Source organism: Faecalibacillus faecis (genome assembly GCF_003024675.1).
Lineage (GTDB): Bacteria > Bacillota_I > Bacilli_A > Erysipelotrichales > Coprobacillaceae > Faecalibacillus > Faecalibacillus faecis.
The window spans coordinates 1-17320 of sequence record NZ_PYLP01000005.1; the positions used below are offsets into that span (position 1 = coordinate 1).

The 17320-nt window shown below is 28.5% G+C and carries 21 protein-coding genes; 6 read left to right on the plus strand and 15 right to left on the minus strand.

Annotated features, from left to right (window positions below):
* Positions 1-296: pyridoxal-phosphate dependent enzyme (locus tag C7U55_RS05515; RefSeq protein ID WP_146139611.1), on the minus strand; the 296-nt coding region annotated here is incomplete at its 3' end.
* 165 nt (positions 297-461) lie between these two features.
* Here C7U55_RS05515 and C7U55_RS05520 point away from each other — a divergent pair.
* The gene (locus C7U55_RS05520; protein ID WP_106987713.1) at positions 462-1367 is read left to right on the plus strand and encodes a serine O-acetyltransferase; all 906 of its coding nucleotides are present in this window, start codon (positions 462-464) and stop codon (positions 1365-1367) included.
* A gap of 44 nt (positions 1368-1411) precedes the next feature.
* Here C7U55_RS05520 and C7U55_RS05525 read toward each other — a convergent pair whose 3' ends face one another.
* From C7U55_RS05525 to C7U55_RS05565, 9 genes are all read right to left on the minus strand, one after another.
* Positions 1412-2362 carry an Rpn family recombination-promoting nuclease/putative transposase gene (locus C7U55_RS05525; RefSeq protein ID WP_162297418.1) on the minus strand — a complete coding sequence of 317 codons (951 nt, stop codon included), beginning with the start codon at positions 2360-2362 and terminating at the stop codon, positions 1412-1414.
* A gap of 277 nt (positions 2363-2639) precedes the next feature.
* Positions 2640-3800: a phosphoglycerate dehydrogenase gene (locus C7U55_RS05530; RefSeq protein ID WP_106987715.1), complete on the minus strand. Its 1161-nt coding sequence runs from the start codon at positions 3798-3800 to the stop codon at positions 2640-2642.
* Between the two features lie 10 nt (positions 3801-3810).
* On the minus strand, positions 3811-4896 hold the full coding sequence (gene serC, locus C7U55_RS05535; RefSeq protein ID WP_106987716.1) for a 3-phosphoserine/phosphohydroxythreonine transaminase: 1086 nt from the start codon (positions 4894-4896) through the stop codon (positions 3811-3813).
* A gap of 138 nt (positions 4897-5034) precedes the next feature.
* The gene (locus tag C7U55_RS05540) at positions 5035-5811 is read right to left on the minus strand and encodes a hypothetical protein (RefSeq protein ID WP_106987717.1); all 777 of its coding nucleotides are present in this window, start codon (positions 5809-5811) and stop codon (positions 5035-5037) included.
* Between the two features lie 51 nt (positions 5812-5862).
* On the minus strand, positions 5863-6405 hold the full coding sequence (locus C7U55_RS05545; protein ID WP_106987718.1) for a DNA-3-methyladenine glycosylase I: 543 nt from the start codon (positions 6403-6405) through the stop codon (positions 5863-5865).
* Positions 6398-7156 carry a ChbG/HpnK family deacetylase gene (locus tag C7U55_RS05550; protein WP_106987719.1) on the minus strand — a complete coding sequence of 253 codons (759 nt, stop codon included), beginning with the start codon at positions 7154-7156 and terminating at the stop codon, positions 6398-6400. Before C7U55_RS05550 ends, C7U55_RS05545 begins: the two co-directional genes overlap by 8 nt.
* Positions 7134-7910 carry an SseB family protein gene (locus C7U55_RS05555; protein ID WP_162297419.1) on the minus strand — a complete coding sequence of 259 codons (777 nt, stop codon included), beginning with the start codon at positions 7908-7910 and terminating at the stop codon, positions 7134-7136. Before C7U55_RS05555 ends, C7U55_RS05550 begins: the two co-directional genes overlap by 23 nt.
* A gap of 38 nt (positions 7911-7948) precedes the next feature.
* Complete coding sequence (mutY, locus tag C7U55_RS05560; protein ID WP_106987721.1) at positions 7949-8965, minus strand: A/G-specific adenine glycosylase; 1017 nt, start codon at positions 8963-8965, stop codon at positions 7949-7951.
* Positions 8966-9000: 35 nt separating this feature from the next.
* Positions 9001-9414, minus strand: coding sequence for an EamA family transporter (locus C7U55_RS05565; RefSeq protein WP_106987722.1), 414 nt, complete (start codon positions 9412-9414; stop codon positions 9001-9003).
* 134 nt (positions 9415-9548) lie between these two features.
* On the opposite strand from C7U55_RS05565, the gene tnpA reads away from it, so the two are divergent.
* From tnpA to C7U55_RS13775, 3 genes are read left to right on the plus strand one after another with little or no spacing between them, the layout of a single operon-like run.
* Positions 9549-9941: an IS200/IS605 family transposase gene (tnpA, locus tag C7U55_RS05570; RefSeq protein ID WP_106987723.1), complete on the plus strand. Its 393-nt coding sequence runs from the start codon at positions 9549-9551 to the stop codon at positions 9939-9941.
* A 9-nt stretch (positions 9942-9950) separates the two neighbouring features.
* On the plus strand, positions 9951-10277 hold the full coding sequence (locus tag C7U55_RS13770; RefSeq protein WP_204638404.1) for a hypothetical protein: 327 nt from the start codon (positions 9951-9953) through the stop codon (positions 10275-10277).
* 11 nt (positions 10278-10288) lie between these two features.
* Positions 10289-11032: an RNA-guided endonuclease TnpB family protein gene (locus C7U55_RS13775; RefSeq protein ID WP_239985170.1), complete on the plus strand. Its 744-nt coding sequence runs from the start codon at positions 10289-10291 to the stop codon at positions 11030-11032.
* 194 nt (positions 11033-11226) lie between these two features.
* Here C7U55_RS13775 and C7U55_RS05580 read toward each other — a convergent pair whose 3' ends face one another.
* The 5 genes from C7U55_RS05580 to C7U55_RS05600 all read right to left on the minus strand — a co-directional run bounded on the left by C7U55_RS05580 (position 11227) and on the right by C7U55_RS05600 (position 15833).
* Positions 11227-11625: a hypothetical protein gene (locus C7U55_RS05580; protein WP_106987724.1), complete on the minus strand. Its 399-nt coding sequence runs from the start codon at positions 11623-11625 to the stop codon at positions 11227-11229.
* Positions 11626-11644: 19 nt separating this feature from the next.
* The gene (locus C7U55_RS05585) at positions 11645-12403 is read right to left on the minus strand and encodes an ABC transporter ATP-binding protein (protein ID WP_227279950.1); all 759 of its coding nucleotides are present in this window, start codon (positions 12401-12403) and stop codon (positions 11645-11647) included.
* On the minus strand, positions 12400-13704 hold the full coding sequence (locus C7U55_RS05590; RefSeq protein WP_106987726.1) for a hypothetical protein: 1305 nt from the start codon (positions 13702-13704) through the stop codon (positions 12400-12402). The genes C7U55_RS05585 and C7U55_RS05590 overlap by 4 nt, the downstream gene beginning before the upstream one ends.
* Positions 13705-13839: 135 nt before the next feature.
* A complete protein-coding gene (locus C7U55_RS05595) occupies positions 13840-14580 on the minus strand; it encodes an ABC transporter ATP-binding protein (RefSeq protein ID WP_106987727.1) in 741 nt (246 codons plus the stop codon).
* A complete protein-coding gene (locus C7U55_RS05600; protein ID WP_106987728.1) occupies positions 14565-15833 on the minus strand; it encodes a hypothetical protein in 1269 nt (422 codons plus the stop codon). The genes C7U55_RS05595 and C7U55_RS05600 overlap by 16 nt, the downstream gene beginning before the upstream one ends.
* Before the next feature lie 194 nt (positions 15834-16027).
* Here C7U55_RS05600 and C7U55_RS05605 point away from each other — a divergent pair, with 194 nt between their 5' ends.
* Together C7U55_RS05605 and C7U55_RS05610 are read left to right on the plus strand one after the other, a co-directional pair.
* Positions 16028-16657, plus strand: a complete 630-nt coding sequence (locus C7U55_RS05605) for a hypothetical protein (RefSeq protein ID WP_106987729.1) — start codon at positions 16028-16030, stop codon at positions 16655-16657.
* Entirely contained in the window at positions 16650-17294 is a 645-nt protein-coding gene (locus C7U55_RS05610; RefSeq protein ID WP_106987730.1) for a LytR/AlgR family response regulator transcription factor, read from the plus strand. The genes C7U55_RS05605 and C7U55_RS05610 overlap by 8 nt, the downstream gene beginning before the upstream one ends.
* The last annotated feature ends 26 nt before the right edge of the window (positions 17295-17320 follow it).

A 17320-nucleotide genomic window follows, 5' to 3' on the forward strand; every position in this document is an offset into this window, starting at 1 on the left:
TCTGGCATAGTAATAATGATCTTTAGATTCAATGATGTCGCTACCGCTGAAAGTCCAATCCCTGTATTTCCACTTGTTGGTTCAATCAATGTTGTATTTTCATTGATCAATCCTTTTTCCATAGCATCTAGGATCATTTCTTTTGCAATTCTGTCTTTTACAGATCCTGCAGGATTGAAGTATTCTAGTTTTGCGAGTACATCTGCTTCTAATCCTTCTTTTTTAATTAAGTTATTTAATCTGACTAATGGTGTTTGACCTACAAGATCTAAAAAACCGTTTTTAATTTCGCTCATATTCACTACCCCTTTATTCCTATGGATTTAGTATGATTTAACTATAAACTAATTCATTTTGCTTGTCAATAAAAATTGTATACATTTTTCATAAATTATTATCCTTAAATTTGAACATAATCTCATTTTTTGATACTATAATGGTAATAAATTGGGAGGTTTATAATGAAATTAGATACTGTTATAGATGATATTGTTGAAAGTTATCAAACACATAATGAAATATCTAAAGTAGATGCTATCAGACAACCAGATAAGGCGGTTATTATAGATTTATTAGAACGTTTACAAGATATTATTTTCCCTGGTTTTTTTGGCAGAAAAGGTTTAAAGAGTGATTATGTTAAATATTATTTGGGAGATCAAATCCAAATTATTTATAATGATTTGAAAAATCAAATTTTACTCGCTTTTGATTATTGTGAAAACTGCAAAGACTCTTGTAAGGAAGAAGAAGCACGTGATAAAACACTTACCTTCTTAAAAACTATTCCACAAATTAGAGAATATCTTGCAACCGATGCTCAAGCAACGTTCGATGGTGATCCAGCAGCGATTTCAATTTCTGAAATTGTTTTATCTTATCCTGGATATTATGCAATTATGGTCAATCGTATTGCTCATGAGCTTTATAAATTGAATATTCCTCTAATACCACGTATTATGACTGAACATGCGCATAGTTTAACAGGAATTGATATTCACCCAGGAGCAACTCTTGGGAAATATTTGATGATTGATCATGGAACTGGAATTGTTATCGGTGAAACAACAGTAATTGGTGAACATGTTCAAATCTATCAAGGGGTTACGTTAGGTGCACTTTCTACTCATGGAGGACAAAGTTTAAAAAATGTAAAAAGACACCCTACCATTGAAGATAATGTAACCATTTATTCAAATGCAAGTGTTTTAGGTGGCGATACCGTTGTTGGTGAAGGTTCTATTATTGGCGGAAATACTTTTATCATTAAATCTGTTCCTAGTGGAACCATCGTTAATAATAAAGCAGTTATGAGATTTAAGTACTCAGATACAGCTGAGGATTTTAATCAAAATGAATTTAAATAGAAAAAAGTTGTTGCAAATGAAAATCATCTGTAACAACTTCTTTTTTAATTAATAATTCTTAAAACATCTTCTTCACTTGTTACATTAAATATATTTAATGTAAGTTCATTTAGTTTTTCTAGCGATGTATTTGTAAGTTGTTTTTCTAAAGGTCTTGATAAGGTCCCTAGTTTTACTTTAAGTAGGTCTTTTAAAGTGTCTGATTTTCCTTTTTCAATTCCAGAACGTTCACCTTTTTCAAATCCAATTGTTTCTCCTTTTTCCATTCCTTGATTTTCAAATCTTTGAAATAATCTGTCCATTGCTTCGCACATGTTGATTTCATCTCCTTCTGGTAAGTCTTCTCTTTTAATTTTCGTACGTGTAAATATTGCCGCCATCATGAAGCTTTCTGTTTCGATTTTACGATTTTCACTTAATTCATCATAATTTCCTGCAAACATACTTTGACTGATTTCTACAACTTCTTTTAATCGTTGATTGGTAAGTTTTCTTGCATCCATTGTTTTAAGTTCGACAACAGGTAACCTCCAATCATTGATATAAGGTTCCATCTCTGGTGGAATATTTTTCAATGTTTCTTTCAATGTTTCTGGTGATTTCCATTCTTTATCTCCCGTATAGAACACAAAGCTTCCTACTGGATAGACTTCTTGTTTGCTTTCAACCTGATTGATATAAATCGTTGCATCATAGTTGAGTATACGAAAGATCATTTTTTCATCAAAAGTACTTTGATGTTCAACTCCAATAATCACATATTCTCCATGAATACTTGCCTTTCTTACCACATCTCGATATCTTTTGATCTCTGTTGGCTTGTCGACCTTTCCTATCAGGGTCGACAGATCATTTTCTCTTGAAACAAGTTCTTCAGGTTGAATGACCTGTCTTCCTTGAAAAAAAGCATAATTACAAAGATCCGCAAAGCATCCTTTATCTCTGAGTAGTTTTTTACAGGTACTGTCACTAGGATTTCTTTCTTTAATGCACATCATCTTTCCTCCTTATATAATTTTTTTATATTAAGGTTTCATACATCGCTTTTTGTTTGTATTGTTTATCATATTTATAAGGAGTTTTTCTGATGTTATTGTACCATGTTATCAAAGATAATTTGTCTCAAATTTGTGTCAAATTTGTGCGTTTTCTGACCATGGCGACTTAACTTTTATCTATCATTATTTTAGCTTTCCTTTTTTTCTTCTTCAATGGACGTTTAGTCCAAAAAAAAGAAGTCCATTTAGGACCTCTTTAAATCACATATGAGTTCTATTTAATAACTCTTACATTAATAATTCCTTCAGCGGCTTCAATACGTTCAATGATATCCTGGCGTACATCATCATTTGTATCAATAAGTGTATAAGCATAATCTCCACGAGAACGGTTAACCATATTTTCTATGTTTAAATTGTGATCCGCGAACAGTTTAGAAATACGTGCCAAAATATTTGGCATATTTTTATTGGTAATACATAGTCTTACTTTTGATTCTCTTGGTTGATTAACAGCTGGGAAGTTCACTGAATTTTTAATATTTCCATTTTCTAAGAAATCTTTTAATTCTTGAACTGCCATTCTTGCACAGTTATCTTCACTTTCAGGAGTAGACGCTCCTAAATGTGGTAATACAATAATATTATCTTTTCCAATAAATTCTTGAGCAGCAAAATCTGTAATATATTTACTTAATTTTCCTGTTTCAACCGCTTCTAATAGATCCTCGTTTACAACTAAGTCCCCTCTTGCAAAGTTTAATAAACGTGCTCCATCTTTCATTAGTGCAAATTTTTCTTTATTTAACATACCCTTTGTATCTTTTGTACTTGGTACATGAACCGTAATATAATCACATGTTTTAAAGATTTCATCCATATCTTTTGCTTTACGCACATGTTTTGATAAAGCCCATGCTGAATTAACAGACATGAATGGATCATAGCCATAAACTTCCATACCAAGTTTATTTGCAGCATTTGCGACTAAAACTCCAATAGCTCCTAAACCGATAACCCCTAGTTTTTTTCCTTCAATTTCAGGACCTACAAAGTTTGATTTTCCTTTTTCTGCTGTTTTTCCAATATTTTCATCATCCTTTAAAGTATTGACCCATTCAATACTTTCAACAATCTTACGGCTCGATAAAAATAAAGCACATAAGACTAGTTCTTTTACGGCATTGGCATTTGCACCTGGTGTATTAAAAACAACAATTCCTTTTTCTGAACATTTTTCAACAGGAATATTATTGACCCCCGCACCAGCTCTCGCAATTGCTTTTACATTGTTTGTAAATTCATATTCATGTAAAGATGCACTTCTAAGTAAAATGGCATCTTCATTTTCTAACGTTTCCCCATATTCATAATCTTCATTAAAATAATCTAATCCTTCAGAAGATATCTTATTCATTAATTTTACTTTATACATAGTTGTCCCCTTACTGATTGTTTTGTTCAAATTCTTTCATAAATGCGACAAGTTTTTCAACACCTTCATAAGGCATTGCATTGTAAATAGAAGCACGAATTCCCCCTACAGAACGATGACCTTTTAAATTCGTCATACCTGCTTCAATACTTTCTTTTACAAACTTCGCATCTAAATCTTTATTTGGTGTCGTAAAAGTCACATTCATAAGTGATCTATTTTCTTTATCACTATGTGCTTTATAGAAAGTCGATTGATCTAAATAGTCATAAACTAATTTAGCTTTCTTTTCATTTCTTTCTTTCATGACTTCTAAACCACCTAAAGAATCAATCCATTCAAGAACAAGTCCTAAAACATAAATAGCATAAGCTGGTGGTGTGTTATACATTGAATCATTTTTAATCATCAATTTATAGTCTAATAAAACAGGTGTTGTTTCAGCTACATCTTGAAGTAAATCTTCACGAATAATCGCTACCCCTAATCCAGCGATTCCCATATTCTTTTGAGCACCAGCATAAATCATCCCATATTTACTTACATCTACTGGTTTAGATAAAATATTTGATGACATATCCGCAATAATTGGTGCACCATATGTTTCAGGAACATATTTCCATTCTGTTCCATAAATTGTGTTATTGGCGCAGATGTGTAAATAAGATGCATCTTTCGATAAATCTAATTCATCTTGTGTTGGAATGTGTTTAAAATCATTGCTACTACCATCATAAACAATATGAATATCCCCATATTTTTTTGCTTCTGCAGCTGCTTTTTTACTAAAAGCACCTGTAATTGCATAATCAGCTTTCCCATTCTTTAAAAGATTTAAAGGAACCATTGAAAATTGTTGAGTTGCTCCCCCTTGAATGAAAACAATTTTATAATTGTCAGGAACATTCATCACTTTCTTTAATAATCCTTTTGTTTTTTCAAAGATATCTAAGTAGGAAGAGGATCTATGACTCATCTCCATTACAGACATACCACTGTTTTCATAATTCAACATTTGTTTTGCTGCTTTTTCAAGTACAGCAACAGGCAACATTGAAGGACCTGCTGAGAAATTGTAAACTCTTTTTTCGGTCATATATAAAACCTTCCTTTCTTATTTGTATTGCTAACATTATATTGTATACAATCTTGTTTGTCTAGTGAAACGTGATGCGTTTATACAATTTATAAATAGTTATTAATTTAATAATTTTTTTATAAACAAAAAGATAGGTTACCCTGTCTTCAATATATGTCCTATCAATAAAAACATACCTACTGTTAAACATATAGTTGCAATCAACAAATAAGAACTTGTTTCAATCGAAGTAATAGGAATATTTAGCATCTTAATATAAAAAGTCTTAGATAATTCAATTGATAAAATCATTAAATAATCCACCAAACTCTTTACAATAAAAATAACTGTTAAAAATAATGAAAAAGCTTTTTTATTTAAAGCATAAATCTTTATAAACAATACTAAAATAAGAAGAATTAAAATCATCTTAAAGATTAAAGATTCAACCATTGAATAAATAAAAATAAACGCTTGAGAAAATGATTTCATTTTCTTTTTCATATTATGTGTTAATTTTTTCCAAAAATGATTCTCTTTAACAATTTTAGAAATATCAGATACTTTTACGTTTGTATCATGATTTTCTTTAATAATTGTATAACATGATTTAGAGAATTGATTTATTTTCTTTTGATCTAATTGGATTTTTTCATCATTTATATGACGTATCGTATAATCAAAAGCATAGCAATTAAAATTATAGAGTTCTTTATTCATTCTTAAATCTATTTGAAGTTGTTGTAATTGTTTAAATTGTATATTTTCATCTTGGTCAATAACCAAATCAACAATTTGATTGATTGTTAAAGCATCAAGATAATTATCACCAAGTGTTTTAACACATATTGTTTGAAAAGTGCTTGAAATTGTAAGTAAACACATCAAAACAATGGTAAGTGAACATAATAGTATTGGTCTCTTTTTTTTCATTTTTTTCACCTATTTTTATTATACCTAATAATACAAAAAAAGAAACTGTTCTTAAGGATGTAAGAAACAATTTCTTTGATGATGATTATAAATACCGATTGCTTCTAAATAAGAATAAATGGTAATACTTCCAACAAATGACATACCTCTTTTCTTTAAATCCTTCGATATTTTATCAGAAAGTGGACTTGTTGTAGCAAGTTCCTCATCTTCTAAATAGATAATTTTGTGATTTGTATAAGACCAAAGATAGTTAGAAAAAGAGCCAAATTCTTTTTGGATTTCAATAAAAATTTGTGCGTTTTTGATAGCCGCTTTGATTTTTCTTGAGTTACGAATAATTCTTGAATTATTCATTAACTCATTTACTTTCTTTTCATCATAGTAAGCAACTTTAAAAACATCAAAGTCATCAAAAGCTTCTTTAAAAGCCTCTCTTTTATGTAAAATCGTAATCCATGAAAGACCAGCTTGAAATGTTTCTAATAAAAACATTTCATAAAGCTTTTGATCATCATAAACAGGTTTTCCCCACTCATAATCATGATATTCTTGATAAAGAGGATCATCACTGACCCAAGAACATCTATCCATTTTTTACCTTTCTAAAATCCGTTAGTTCAATCTTATTATTCTTTAACCAATCTTTTAACCACTTTGAACATAGAAAATCACATTCCATCGCTCTAATGAGGGTAAATGATGAATGTTCTAAAATATATTGATCTAAATAACCAGGATGAAAGACCATAACGGATATATCATGATTTTTGATAAAATCTAAATTATTTTCTACATATTCCTTTGGATCATAAAGCATTTTTTCATTGAGTTTTGCCATGGTAATTCCATAAATATTGTTTTCTTTTTCAAATTCTTGATCAAAAAGAATATTTTCATAAAAGAGTCCATATTTTTTAGCAACATTTTTTAAAGCAGTAAAAAAGTTTTGAGAAATCACTGCATGACATTCAAAATAATCTGGATCTCTTCCCGTCATTTCTTTAAAGCGTAAATATTGAGCTTCAATTTCTCTTTCAGCTTCTTCGACAACAACAGTGTCTACCTGACGATTTCTTATTTCTCTTGAACTATAAAATTCACCATTTTCTTGTACTAATGAAGGAATAAGTTTTGGATCTGTAAGAGGTCTTCCTGCACAAATGTTGGTATGTTGTCCTAAAGCAATATCAAAATCTTTAAGAAGTTCATAGCCTGCATACGCCTGTTCCATGTTTGTCATAATTCCAACACTGGTAATGACACCATCTTTAACTGCTTTATAAATTCCTAAATTGACTGCTTCACTAAAACCTAAATCATCAGCTCTCATGATTAATTTCATATTTATGTCTCCTTTTTTTATCTTTTAAATAATTTTTTGCTTGAACATAAGTTTTCATATTTTTATTTTTTACCTGATCGATATATTGAATAACATCTTTATTTAAAGCAATACTACGTTCTTTATGATACGGATTTATGATGATTCCATCTATTTTCTCTTGATTTAAAAACATTCTGGAATAATCATCAAAACTATAAACAGAGCTTTTTTTATTTTGACATTTTTGATCTTTTTCCATTTCTAAAGTGCTTGTATAAATGGGATAATACTTTTTATCTCCTATTTGATAAATTGATAAATCTTGATAATCAAATACCGATAAAAAATAAGATCGTGTAGCCAATTGTTCAAATAAGATATCTAAATATTCATAATGTTGATGATTCACTTTTTCTAAAAGAAAATGAAGATAAGGATTAAAAACATCCTCTCTAGAATTCGCTAAATGATTATTTTTATTTGTGAAAATATAACCCTCATCTATGATTCCTGATAGTTTTTGATCAACAAGAAGTGCATAGAAATTATTTTGTGGATCAACTTCTATCCATTGGTTCACTTCTATTCTTTCTTCAAAGCCATAGGGACCTATTAAATACATCGATTCTTGTTCTTGTATTTTTCCATCAACTGTTCCTAAAACAAAGAGTTCTCCTTGTTTATGAGGATAAATTTGTTCAACGCAAAAAGAAAAGAACATTTCCTTTTCTTCATGATTTTCAATTTTATGTTCTCTATGAAATAATTTCATCTTATCACCCATCTTTATCTTATTCTTTTTATTTGTCTTTAAAATGAACTTAGATACGCTTTTAACACCTTCATATGTGCCGTTGATAAAGGTAATTGATTAATTTCTTCTAACGTATACATATTTTCTATTTCTTTATCTAAAATAAAATGATACACATGCATCCGCCATGTGCGATGACTAAAAACATGTTTAATATCTTTAATGTGTGCTTGAATTATTAAATTTTGTTGATATTCTTCTTGAAATGAAGAAACAAAACTATAAGGACTTTCAACGTCATATTGAACAAAACCATAAAGATTTTCTAAAAGCCCACCTGGTGGATTTTGTATCAAGAAATATTTATTTTGATATGTGATAATGCCTGTAATATAGCTTATTTCTTGTTTTTTGATCTTTTTTATATTAATTGGTAAAACATCCATTTGTTTCTTTTTAAAAGCTAAACAGCCTTTTTGAATAGGACATTCTAAGCATAAGGGATGAACAGGTTTACAAATCGTAGCACCTAAATCCATCATTCCTTGATTATAAGCAGAAGCATCATGATTTAAAATTAGCTCTTGTACAATTTGATAGATCTTCTTTTGAACTTTTGTTTCCGCAATATTTTCTTTTATTAAATAATAACGACTAATAATCCTCAAAACATTGCCATCAACAGCAGGAACTTGCTTTCCATAAGCAATAGAGCTAATCGCACCTGCTGTATATTCACCAATTCCTTTTAAAGATAAAATAGCATCATATTCATAAGGAAAAACACCTTGATACTTTTCTAAAATAATTTGTGCACTTTCATGTATATGCTTAGCACGACGATAATAACCTAATCCTTCCCACATTTTATAAACTTCTTCTAAAGAAGCACTCGCTAGTGCTTCTACATTTGGAAAGTTTTTTAAAAAACGATTATAGTAAGGAATAACCGTTTCTGTCGTCGTTTGTTGAAGCATAATTTCACTGATCCATATATGATAAGGATCTTGATCTTTACGCCATGGAAAATCTCTTTTATTTTCTTGATACCATTTAATTAATTGTTTTTGCATAATGTAACCTCAAAAATGAGTATACCATTAAATCCTTATAAAAGCATTAAAAGTGTCCCAGCAATTAAACAAATAAATCCACATAGAGATTTCTTATTAAGTTTTTCATGAAAAACAAAATAAGAGAAAATAACCGTTACTACTAAACTTAATTTATCAATTGGAACAACCACACTTGCTGGTCCCATTTGTAATGCCTTGTAGTAACAAAGCCATGAAGCTCCTGTTGAAAGTCCTGAAACAATCAAAAAGAACCATGTTCTCGTTGAAATTGATGATAAAGATTGATGACTTCCTCCAACCAATACCATTAACCATGAAAAAAATAACACGACAATTGTACGTAACGCTGTAACCACATGTGAATCTGTTTTTTTAATACCGCATTTAGCTAAAATAGATGTAATTTCTACAAAGAACGCAGAACCAAATGCACATAATACCCACATATAATCATCTCCCCTCAATGATTATAATACTTTTTACCAAATGTTGCCGTAAAGCTCCCAGCTTTACGGCAACTTTTTTAAGCTTTTATCAATAATATATATCATTAGATATCTTTTAGTAGTATAATGTATTCATGAAGTACAAATCGAATAATAATGTGATCTATTCCTGCAAATATCATGTTGTATTCTGTCCAAAATATCGACGTCCCGTTCTTGTAGATGGTGTTGATGATTGCTTAAAGGAGTTGATTAAAGAAACCTGCGATCAATTGAATGTCGAAATCATTGAAATGGAAATCATGCCCGATCATGTACATTTGCTTATGGGAGTAGATCCACAATATGGTATTCACAAAGCAGTTAAAAGAATCAAGGGTTACTCTTCCAGAGTGTTGAGACAGGAGTTTCCCTGGCTGAAATCAAGAATCCCAACACTATGGACCAATAGCTATTTTGTATCTACTGTAGGTGGTGCACCACTTTCTGTAATTAAGCAGTATATTGAAGATCAAAAAAACGTTTAGGTGATATCTATGCAATTAACAGAAACAGTCAAGCTTTATCCAAATAAATATCAAACAGAATTAATCAAGGCAACGATGTCGGAATATATTTCTACAGTCAATAAGCTTGTTTTTGATGCTGCTAATGGAAGATCTATTACAAAGATGACAACGGCAGATGTAAAGGCTGATCTTCCAAGTGCCTTATGTAATCAATGTATCCGAGATGCCAAGTCCATCATAAGAAAATATAATAAGGCTTTAAGAAATTCAAATACTAAAGTAAGACTTCCTGTTTTGAAAAAATGTGCTGTTATATCAACAATCAAAATTTTAGAATCAATGATGATTGTATAAGCTTTCCAGTAATGATCAATGGAAAGTCAAAACGTATATCAGTCAAAACAAAAATATCCAAAAGACAGAGATTGATATTTCCATCCAGTAAATTAGGAACGATGCGCATTGTTGTAAAAGGACATGATCTCGTAGCACAGATCGTTTATGATGCAAAAGAAGATGATGCTTTTTCAAATGACAATGTCATGGGCGTTGATCTTGGAATCAAATGTCCTGCTGTAAGCTATTGTCCAGATGGAAGTGTTAAGTTTTATGGAAATGGGAGAAAAAACAAATATATAAGAAGACACTACAATAATCTTCGAAAAAGATTTCAAAAAGCTAAGAAGCCAAAGGCAGTTGTTAAAATCAACAACAAAGAACAACGTATCCTGAAAGATATAGATCATAAACTAAGTCGCGAAATCGTAAATACGGCAAAAGCTCATGACATATCAGTAATCAAATTAGAGCGACTTCAAAACATACGCTCTACGACAAGAACAAGTCGAAAAAACAATCATAGCCTGCATACATGGTCGTTCTATAGACTTGCTACATTTATAGAATACAAAGCAAAACTGGCAGGCATAGAAGTTGAGTATGTAGATCCAGCGTATACAAGTCAGATCTGTCCAATATGTGGAAGTGTTCATCATGCAAATGACAGAAAATATACGTGCAGATGTGGATTTCATACACATAGGGATCTGCTAGGAGCAATAAATATATGCAACTCAACTGAGTATATTGGTAACAGATATACTGCCTAGAGAACTATAGGTTCTGCTCTAGGAGGGGTAATGGCATACCCCTATCTTGCACTGCGACCTATCAGAAATGAACTGGTCAGCCAACGATGTTGGCAGGTAGCAAGAATCCCCTGTCTTTAGACATGGGGAGTGTCAAAAATAATGCTTACAAATAACAAAAATTAAAAAAAATACTCCTCAATTGGAGCATTCTTTTACCAACTCATTTCTAATATTTCTTCATGTTTTTCTTTTAATTGTTTTAAACCTTGATAAGTCTTAACTATTTTATGATTTTTAATATAAAGTAAATTTGTTGGTTGTATAGTTTGCTTTTTAATCTTTATCTCCTTATCTTTCATTTCTACAAAATAAACACTATCTGTTGCTTTAGTTAAAGAACCGATTCCATTATCACTATTAATACTGTCCTTATTTTCTAGTGAATAAAAATAAACCCAATATTCATGTTGATTTTCTTTTAAAACTTCACTTACTTGGATATGATTGTACTTTTTATAAGGGTCTTTATTATTAAAACTATAAAATCCTATCACAATAAATACAACTAAAAATATAACTACGATCATTAATTTTTGTTTTGTCTTTTTCATAATCTTTTCTCCTCGTCTTTTAAACATGTGCTAAATCCATTTTTGTCGTTATCGCAATAATATCTCGATAATATTCTTCTTGTGTTTTATTATTTTTTTCTAAACATTTCGATATTTTTCCATCTTCTAAATAAAGTAATCTATTCGAATAAGAAGCAACAAGACTATCATGCGTTACCATTACAATGGTCGTATGATTTTCTTTGTTTATTTTTTTAAATAATTCCATTAGTTCTTTCGCATTTTCACAATCAAGATTTCCTGTGGGTTCATCCGCAAAAATGATTTTTGGTTTCATAATCAACGCTCTTGCGATAGCGGCTCTTTGTTGTTGACCTCCTGAACATTGAAGTGGATATTTATCAAGTATTTCTTCAATATTTAATTGTTTTGTTAATTGATTTAATCTTTCTTGTTGAATTTTTGGATCAATATTATTAATTCTAAGCGAAAATAAAATATTATCTTTGATTCTTAATGATTCTATTAAATTATAGTTTTGGAAAATAAAACCTATTTCTTTTTTTCTTAAAAGTGCTTTTTCGTTTTCTGACATTGTCATTAAATTATGAAGATTTATTTGTATTTTACCATTTGTTGCTTCATCAATCGTTGATAAAACATTTATCAATGTGGTTTTTCCTGAACCAGAAGTTCCCATAATACAAATAAATTCACTTTCTTCTACTTCTAAACTTACATCTTTTAAAGCCACTTTAGAAAAAGCACTATAAGGATTATAGACTTTCTTTAAGTTTTCCACTTTTATTGCTTTCATAATGTATTCCTCCTTTTACTCATATAAACAACAATTTGTGAAATTAAATAAGGAATCATGTATTCCAAAACAAGGCATAAAATGATTGATAGGCTGATTTGTATTTTCAAATAAAAGACACTTATTATACAAAACATATAAATCAAAGTAAAAATCCAAAATAAACCATAAAAATAATTTCCTTGTTGTGTAGAAACCTGTATAACTTCTTTTCTGTTTAATCCTATTTTAAATAAATTAGAATAATGATTTTTCTTTTCATATAAATCAATAAAGAAACGATTCATCAAACTTGTACTTAATAAAATATTAATTAAAATAAACGCAATTTGTAAGATCATAAAAATGAATGGTCTTTGAGTCGTTACAAGAATAAACGTAGGAAATAAAATAATTGATAACATAATATAAACTATTAAAGATTTTGATTGTTGCATAAAAATAGAAACATCTCCTAAAGATACATATTTTTCTCCTGATAATTTCAAATGATCAAACATATCTAATATTGTATGGGGAATAAAATAATAAAACATCCCATAAGCACCTATCGCTCCAATACAGGCCGCAATAGAAAATCCTGCATTTAATTCATAAGAAGAATACATGGTAAGGATTCCTAACATATAAGCAATAATATAAACGGTATCTGGTATTTTTAAGATGCGTTTATCTTCTTTATAGTGATTCATTGTATGATTTGTAAGAAGTTCACAAATATTTGTAGAAAGCGCATATCTTGTTTCTAAAAATACAATAAATATAAAGAGGATTCCTACAATCATAAAGAGAAATTCATAGAGTTCTTTATTGAGTAATATTAAAGGCATTTCTATTTTTAAATAGGATTTTATAAAATATAAAAACAATGGATTTAAAAATAAATAAACAAGATTTGAAATCAATAAGGAAATACTCATTACAACAACCATTTGAATCATCTTATAACCTATAATTTGTATTAGGTTATAACCTGATAATTTTAATAAACCTATCTCTCTTGAAGTCATTAAACAATGATAATAACAGCTATAACTTATAAGTGAGATGCAAATAACGAGTAAAACAAAAGATAATAGAATAACAATAAAATTATCATTGAGTTTGACTACATCCTCTGGTAAAGCATAAGCTGCATCAAAAACAACTTTATGGCCTATTTTAATGATCTTTTTAAGATAAGGATTTGTAAAAAACTGTATAAACAATAAACAAACAACGAATGTTGCACTCAAAGAATAAATAAAACTCATCAATTTTTTCTTTTCGACAAACAACATATGAATTGCCATCTTAATCATAAACATCACCTTCCCTTGTTCTTTACAATTTCATCATAGTCTTATTTTTTTTAATGTTTAGAAAAGAGGCACCAACAACCAAGATTACGTCATCAACAACAAAAAAGCTCCACATAAATGGAACTTTGTTTTCTTTTATAACTCCATAGATATTTTAACAATCTTAGAAAAATAAGTATCAAATGAATCATCATTTTTCATTAGATGATCTTTTATTTTTCCATCTTCAATGTAATACATTTGTGAAGAATAGGCTGCATCTAAAGGATCATGGGTTACCATAATAACCGTTATCTTATCTTCTTGATTTACTTTTTCTAAGTATTGCATGAGTTGTTTTGAACGAACGCCGTCAAGATTTCCTGTCGGTTCATCAGCGAAGATAATCTTTGGATGCATAATGAGTGTTCTAGCAACCGCTACTCTTTGGGTTTGTCCTCCTGAACATTCAAAGGGATATTTATCTAAAATATCGGTAATTTCCAATTCACCAACAATACGATCAAAATCATCTTGATCTATTTTTTTCTTAGAGAGTTTTAATGGTAATTGGATATTTTCTCTAATAGTAAGTGTATCTAATAAATTAAAGTTTTGAAAAATAAAACCGATGTTTTCTTTTCTAAAATGTGCTTTTTCACTATCAGACATTTCAAATATATTTTTACCATAAATAAATAATTTACCCTTTGTAAGATCATCAATTGTCGATAAAATATTCAACAATGTAGTTTTTCCTGAACCACTCTTTCCCATAATCGTAATAAATTCGCCTTCTTTAATACTTAAAGAAATTTGATCTAAAGCTAATTTAGGATTTTGACTTAAAGGATTATAAATTTTTGTAAGCATTTCTGTTTTTATGATTTCTTCCATGATAATACACTTCTCCCTTCTTTATAATCTGTGATAAGATACATCACAGTCATTGGAATAATATAAGCTAAACAAATAAATAGTGCTTTTAATGGTAATACTTCTTTGAGAATCAATGAAATAGATAACGTTAAAAGATAAATGCTGATACACATAAATAAAGTAAGATAGAATAAGAATATTTCTTTTTTACTATATTTTTTTATAGACTTTAAATCATACCCTAATGTGAATAACTTTTTATAAGAGTTTTTATTTTCTAATCTTCTGATATTAAGTCTTTGATAAATAATATAGTTTAAGATAAGATTTGTGAAAACATACATCAAGACAAATTCAATAAAAAATCCAGATATATCAACATAAACATAAATCATGACTGGCATCATTAAATTGATTAAAATACTTAATAAAATCAACATACTCATTTGATTAATAATAAAAATATAATTCTTTAAAACAACCATCATTTCACCAGAAACATTTTTTCTTTGAATAATTGTTTGAATTATCCTAGGAAGTGTATATTTTACAATTCCATTGACTCCAAAGACACATAATGAAAGTGGAACAATTAAATCAATCTTTAAAGTTGAGGTAGTCATAACATAAAGACCATAGATAAATAAAAACAAATAAAGAACTTCTTTAAATAAACTCTTTGTCTTAATCTTGTAAGAAATAACTTCATCACCTTTTACTAAATGTGTTGTTGGTGTTTGAATAATATATCTGAATTCAACAAAAATAATAACTAATATCGTTAGAAAGAAAAACGCTAACGTATCTGTATATCCTTTTCCAAAAAGGGCAGTATCTACATGTTCATGTAAATAAAATGAAATAAACTTAAATAATAAAGGTGTTACTACAATGCGTAATAAAGTAAATAATATAAGTGAAACAACTAAAATAATAACGAGTTGTATTACAAAAAATACAACTATTTCTTGATTAGTATGACCAAATATTTTTAATAAGCCTAAAATTCTTGAATGAACTTTATTATAGTAATTAGCAGAATAAACAATCAAATAAATACAAATAAGCATAAATACCAAAAGAACAGTTGATCTAAACAAATCCATAAAGAACGCTGTTAGATCATCCATATTTAAATTTGGATTAAGCGTTGTATTATAAAACATACTTAATATCAAACTAAGTAATAATAATGATCCTGTTATAACCCCTATCATACTTATATTCTTTTTCATCTCTTTAAAGAAATATTTAAAAGTAAAACCAATCATATATCTTTTCCCTTCTTTCTTTTCCTTACACCCTCAATGTAGACTATAGAGTAGGTTTATACTCAAGTATTTTTTTAATTATTGTTTAATTTCTTTCTCATTTAATTAAAAAAGGCACCAACAACAGTTAATGTGACATCAACAACAAAAGAAAATAGAAAAGAATATGTTATAATACAAAGCAGGAGGAAGTTATGAAAGTTACGGTTGGAAAAATAAAGAAAAGGAAAGTTATAAAATATTGCATTGGATTATTAGCTCCTTTATTTTTTTATCTCTTTTTATTAATGAATATTGATTTAGGGTATGATAACTATAAAGAATGTTTACTCTTTATTTTTATTACTACTTTATTTATAGTGATGATATTTGTTTTGCCAAGTTTAATATTTTTAAACTCTATGTGGGAAGTAAATCAAAATTCTTTAAAATATATTCATTTCGATCACAATTTAGATAAAACAAAATATCTTTATTCTTTTCTTTTTAGAAATAAATATCCTCGATATCAAATCAATTTAAGACTTTCGCAAATTGATTTTGTACAAATATCTTATTATCGTTACTCTTTTTATCCATCTAAATATTTAGTTGATGGTTCAGGATATAAAATTGTTTTTAAATTTAATATGTTGGATGGTTCACAATATATTATTGAAAACTTTGTAAGTCATGATAGAGAATCTTTTAAACAAGGAATTGAATTGATGAAAAAACAAGGTGTGCGTTTTGTTGATCCTTATCATTTATTAGAAGCACTTTGTTCTAATAAAGATATCAATCTACATATTGCCCTCGTTGAAAAGGAGAAAAATCATGATTAGAATTTCTCTTATTTCAAAACATTACAAACAAATAGAACCACTTATTCATCAATTCTTTGATAATTTACAAGTAGAATACATTCTTACAAATTATACACATCAATCCATTCAAGATATTTATTTTGTAGAAATAGAAAAAAAGGATGATTTAAATATTTTAAATCATCTCAAGAAATTAGAAAGTACACTTATTTATATTATTGGACCCAAAGATTTTGATTTAGTAAGTATATGTCTACAAAAGCAGACACATCTTTATTTTATTAATAGTGAATTAGAAAAACAGTTTATTCATTATCAAGATTTTATAAAAAAACAAATTCAAAAGAATTTTCAATATTATCTTTATCAAAGAAATGGGATTACTTCTAAAATAAGATTATCCCAAATCTATTATGTTGAATCACTAAGACATCAAATCATTCTTCATTCAATCAATGGCGAAATGATTGAAAGAAAAACATTAAGTCAATTTATTAAAGAAATACAATCTCTCGATTTTATTCAAATTCACAAATCTTATGTTGTTAATAAACAATTTATTCAAGAAGTAAAAAATCAAGAAGTTATTTTAAAAGAACAAACTCATCTTCCTATTGGAAGAAGTTATAAAGAAAGCTTAAAGGAACAAGATTAATGTTCCTTTTTAGCTTTAAAATAAAA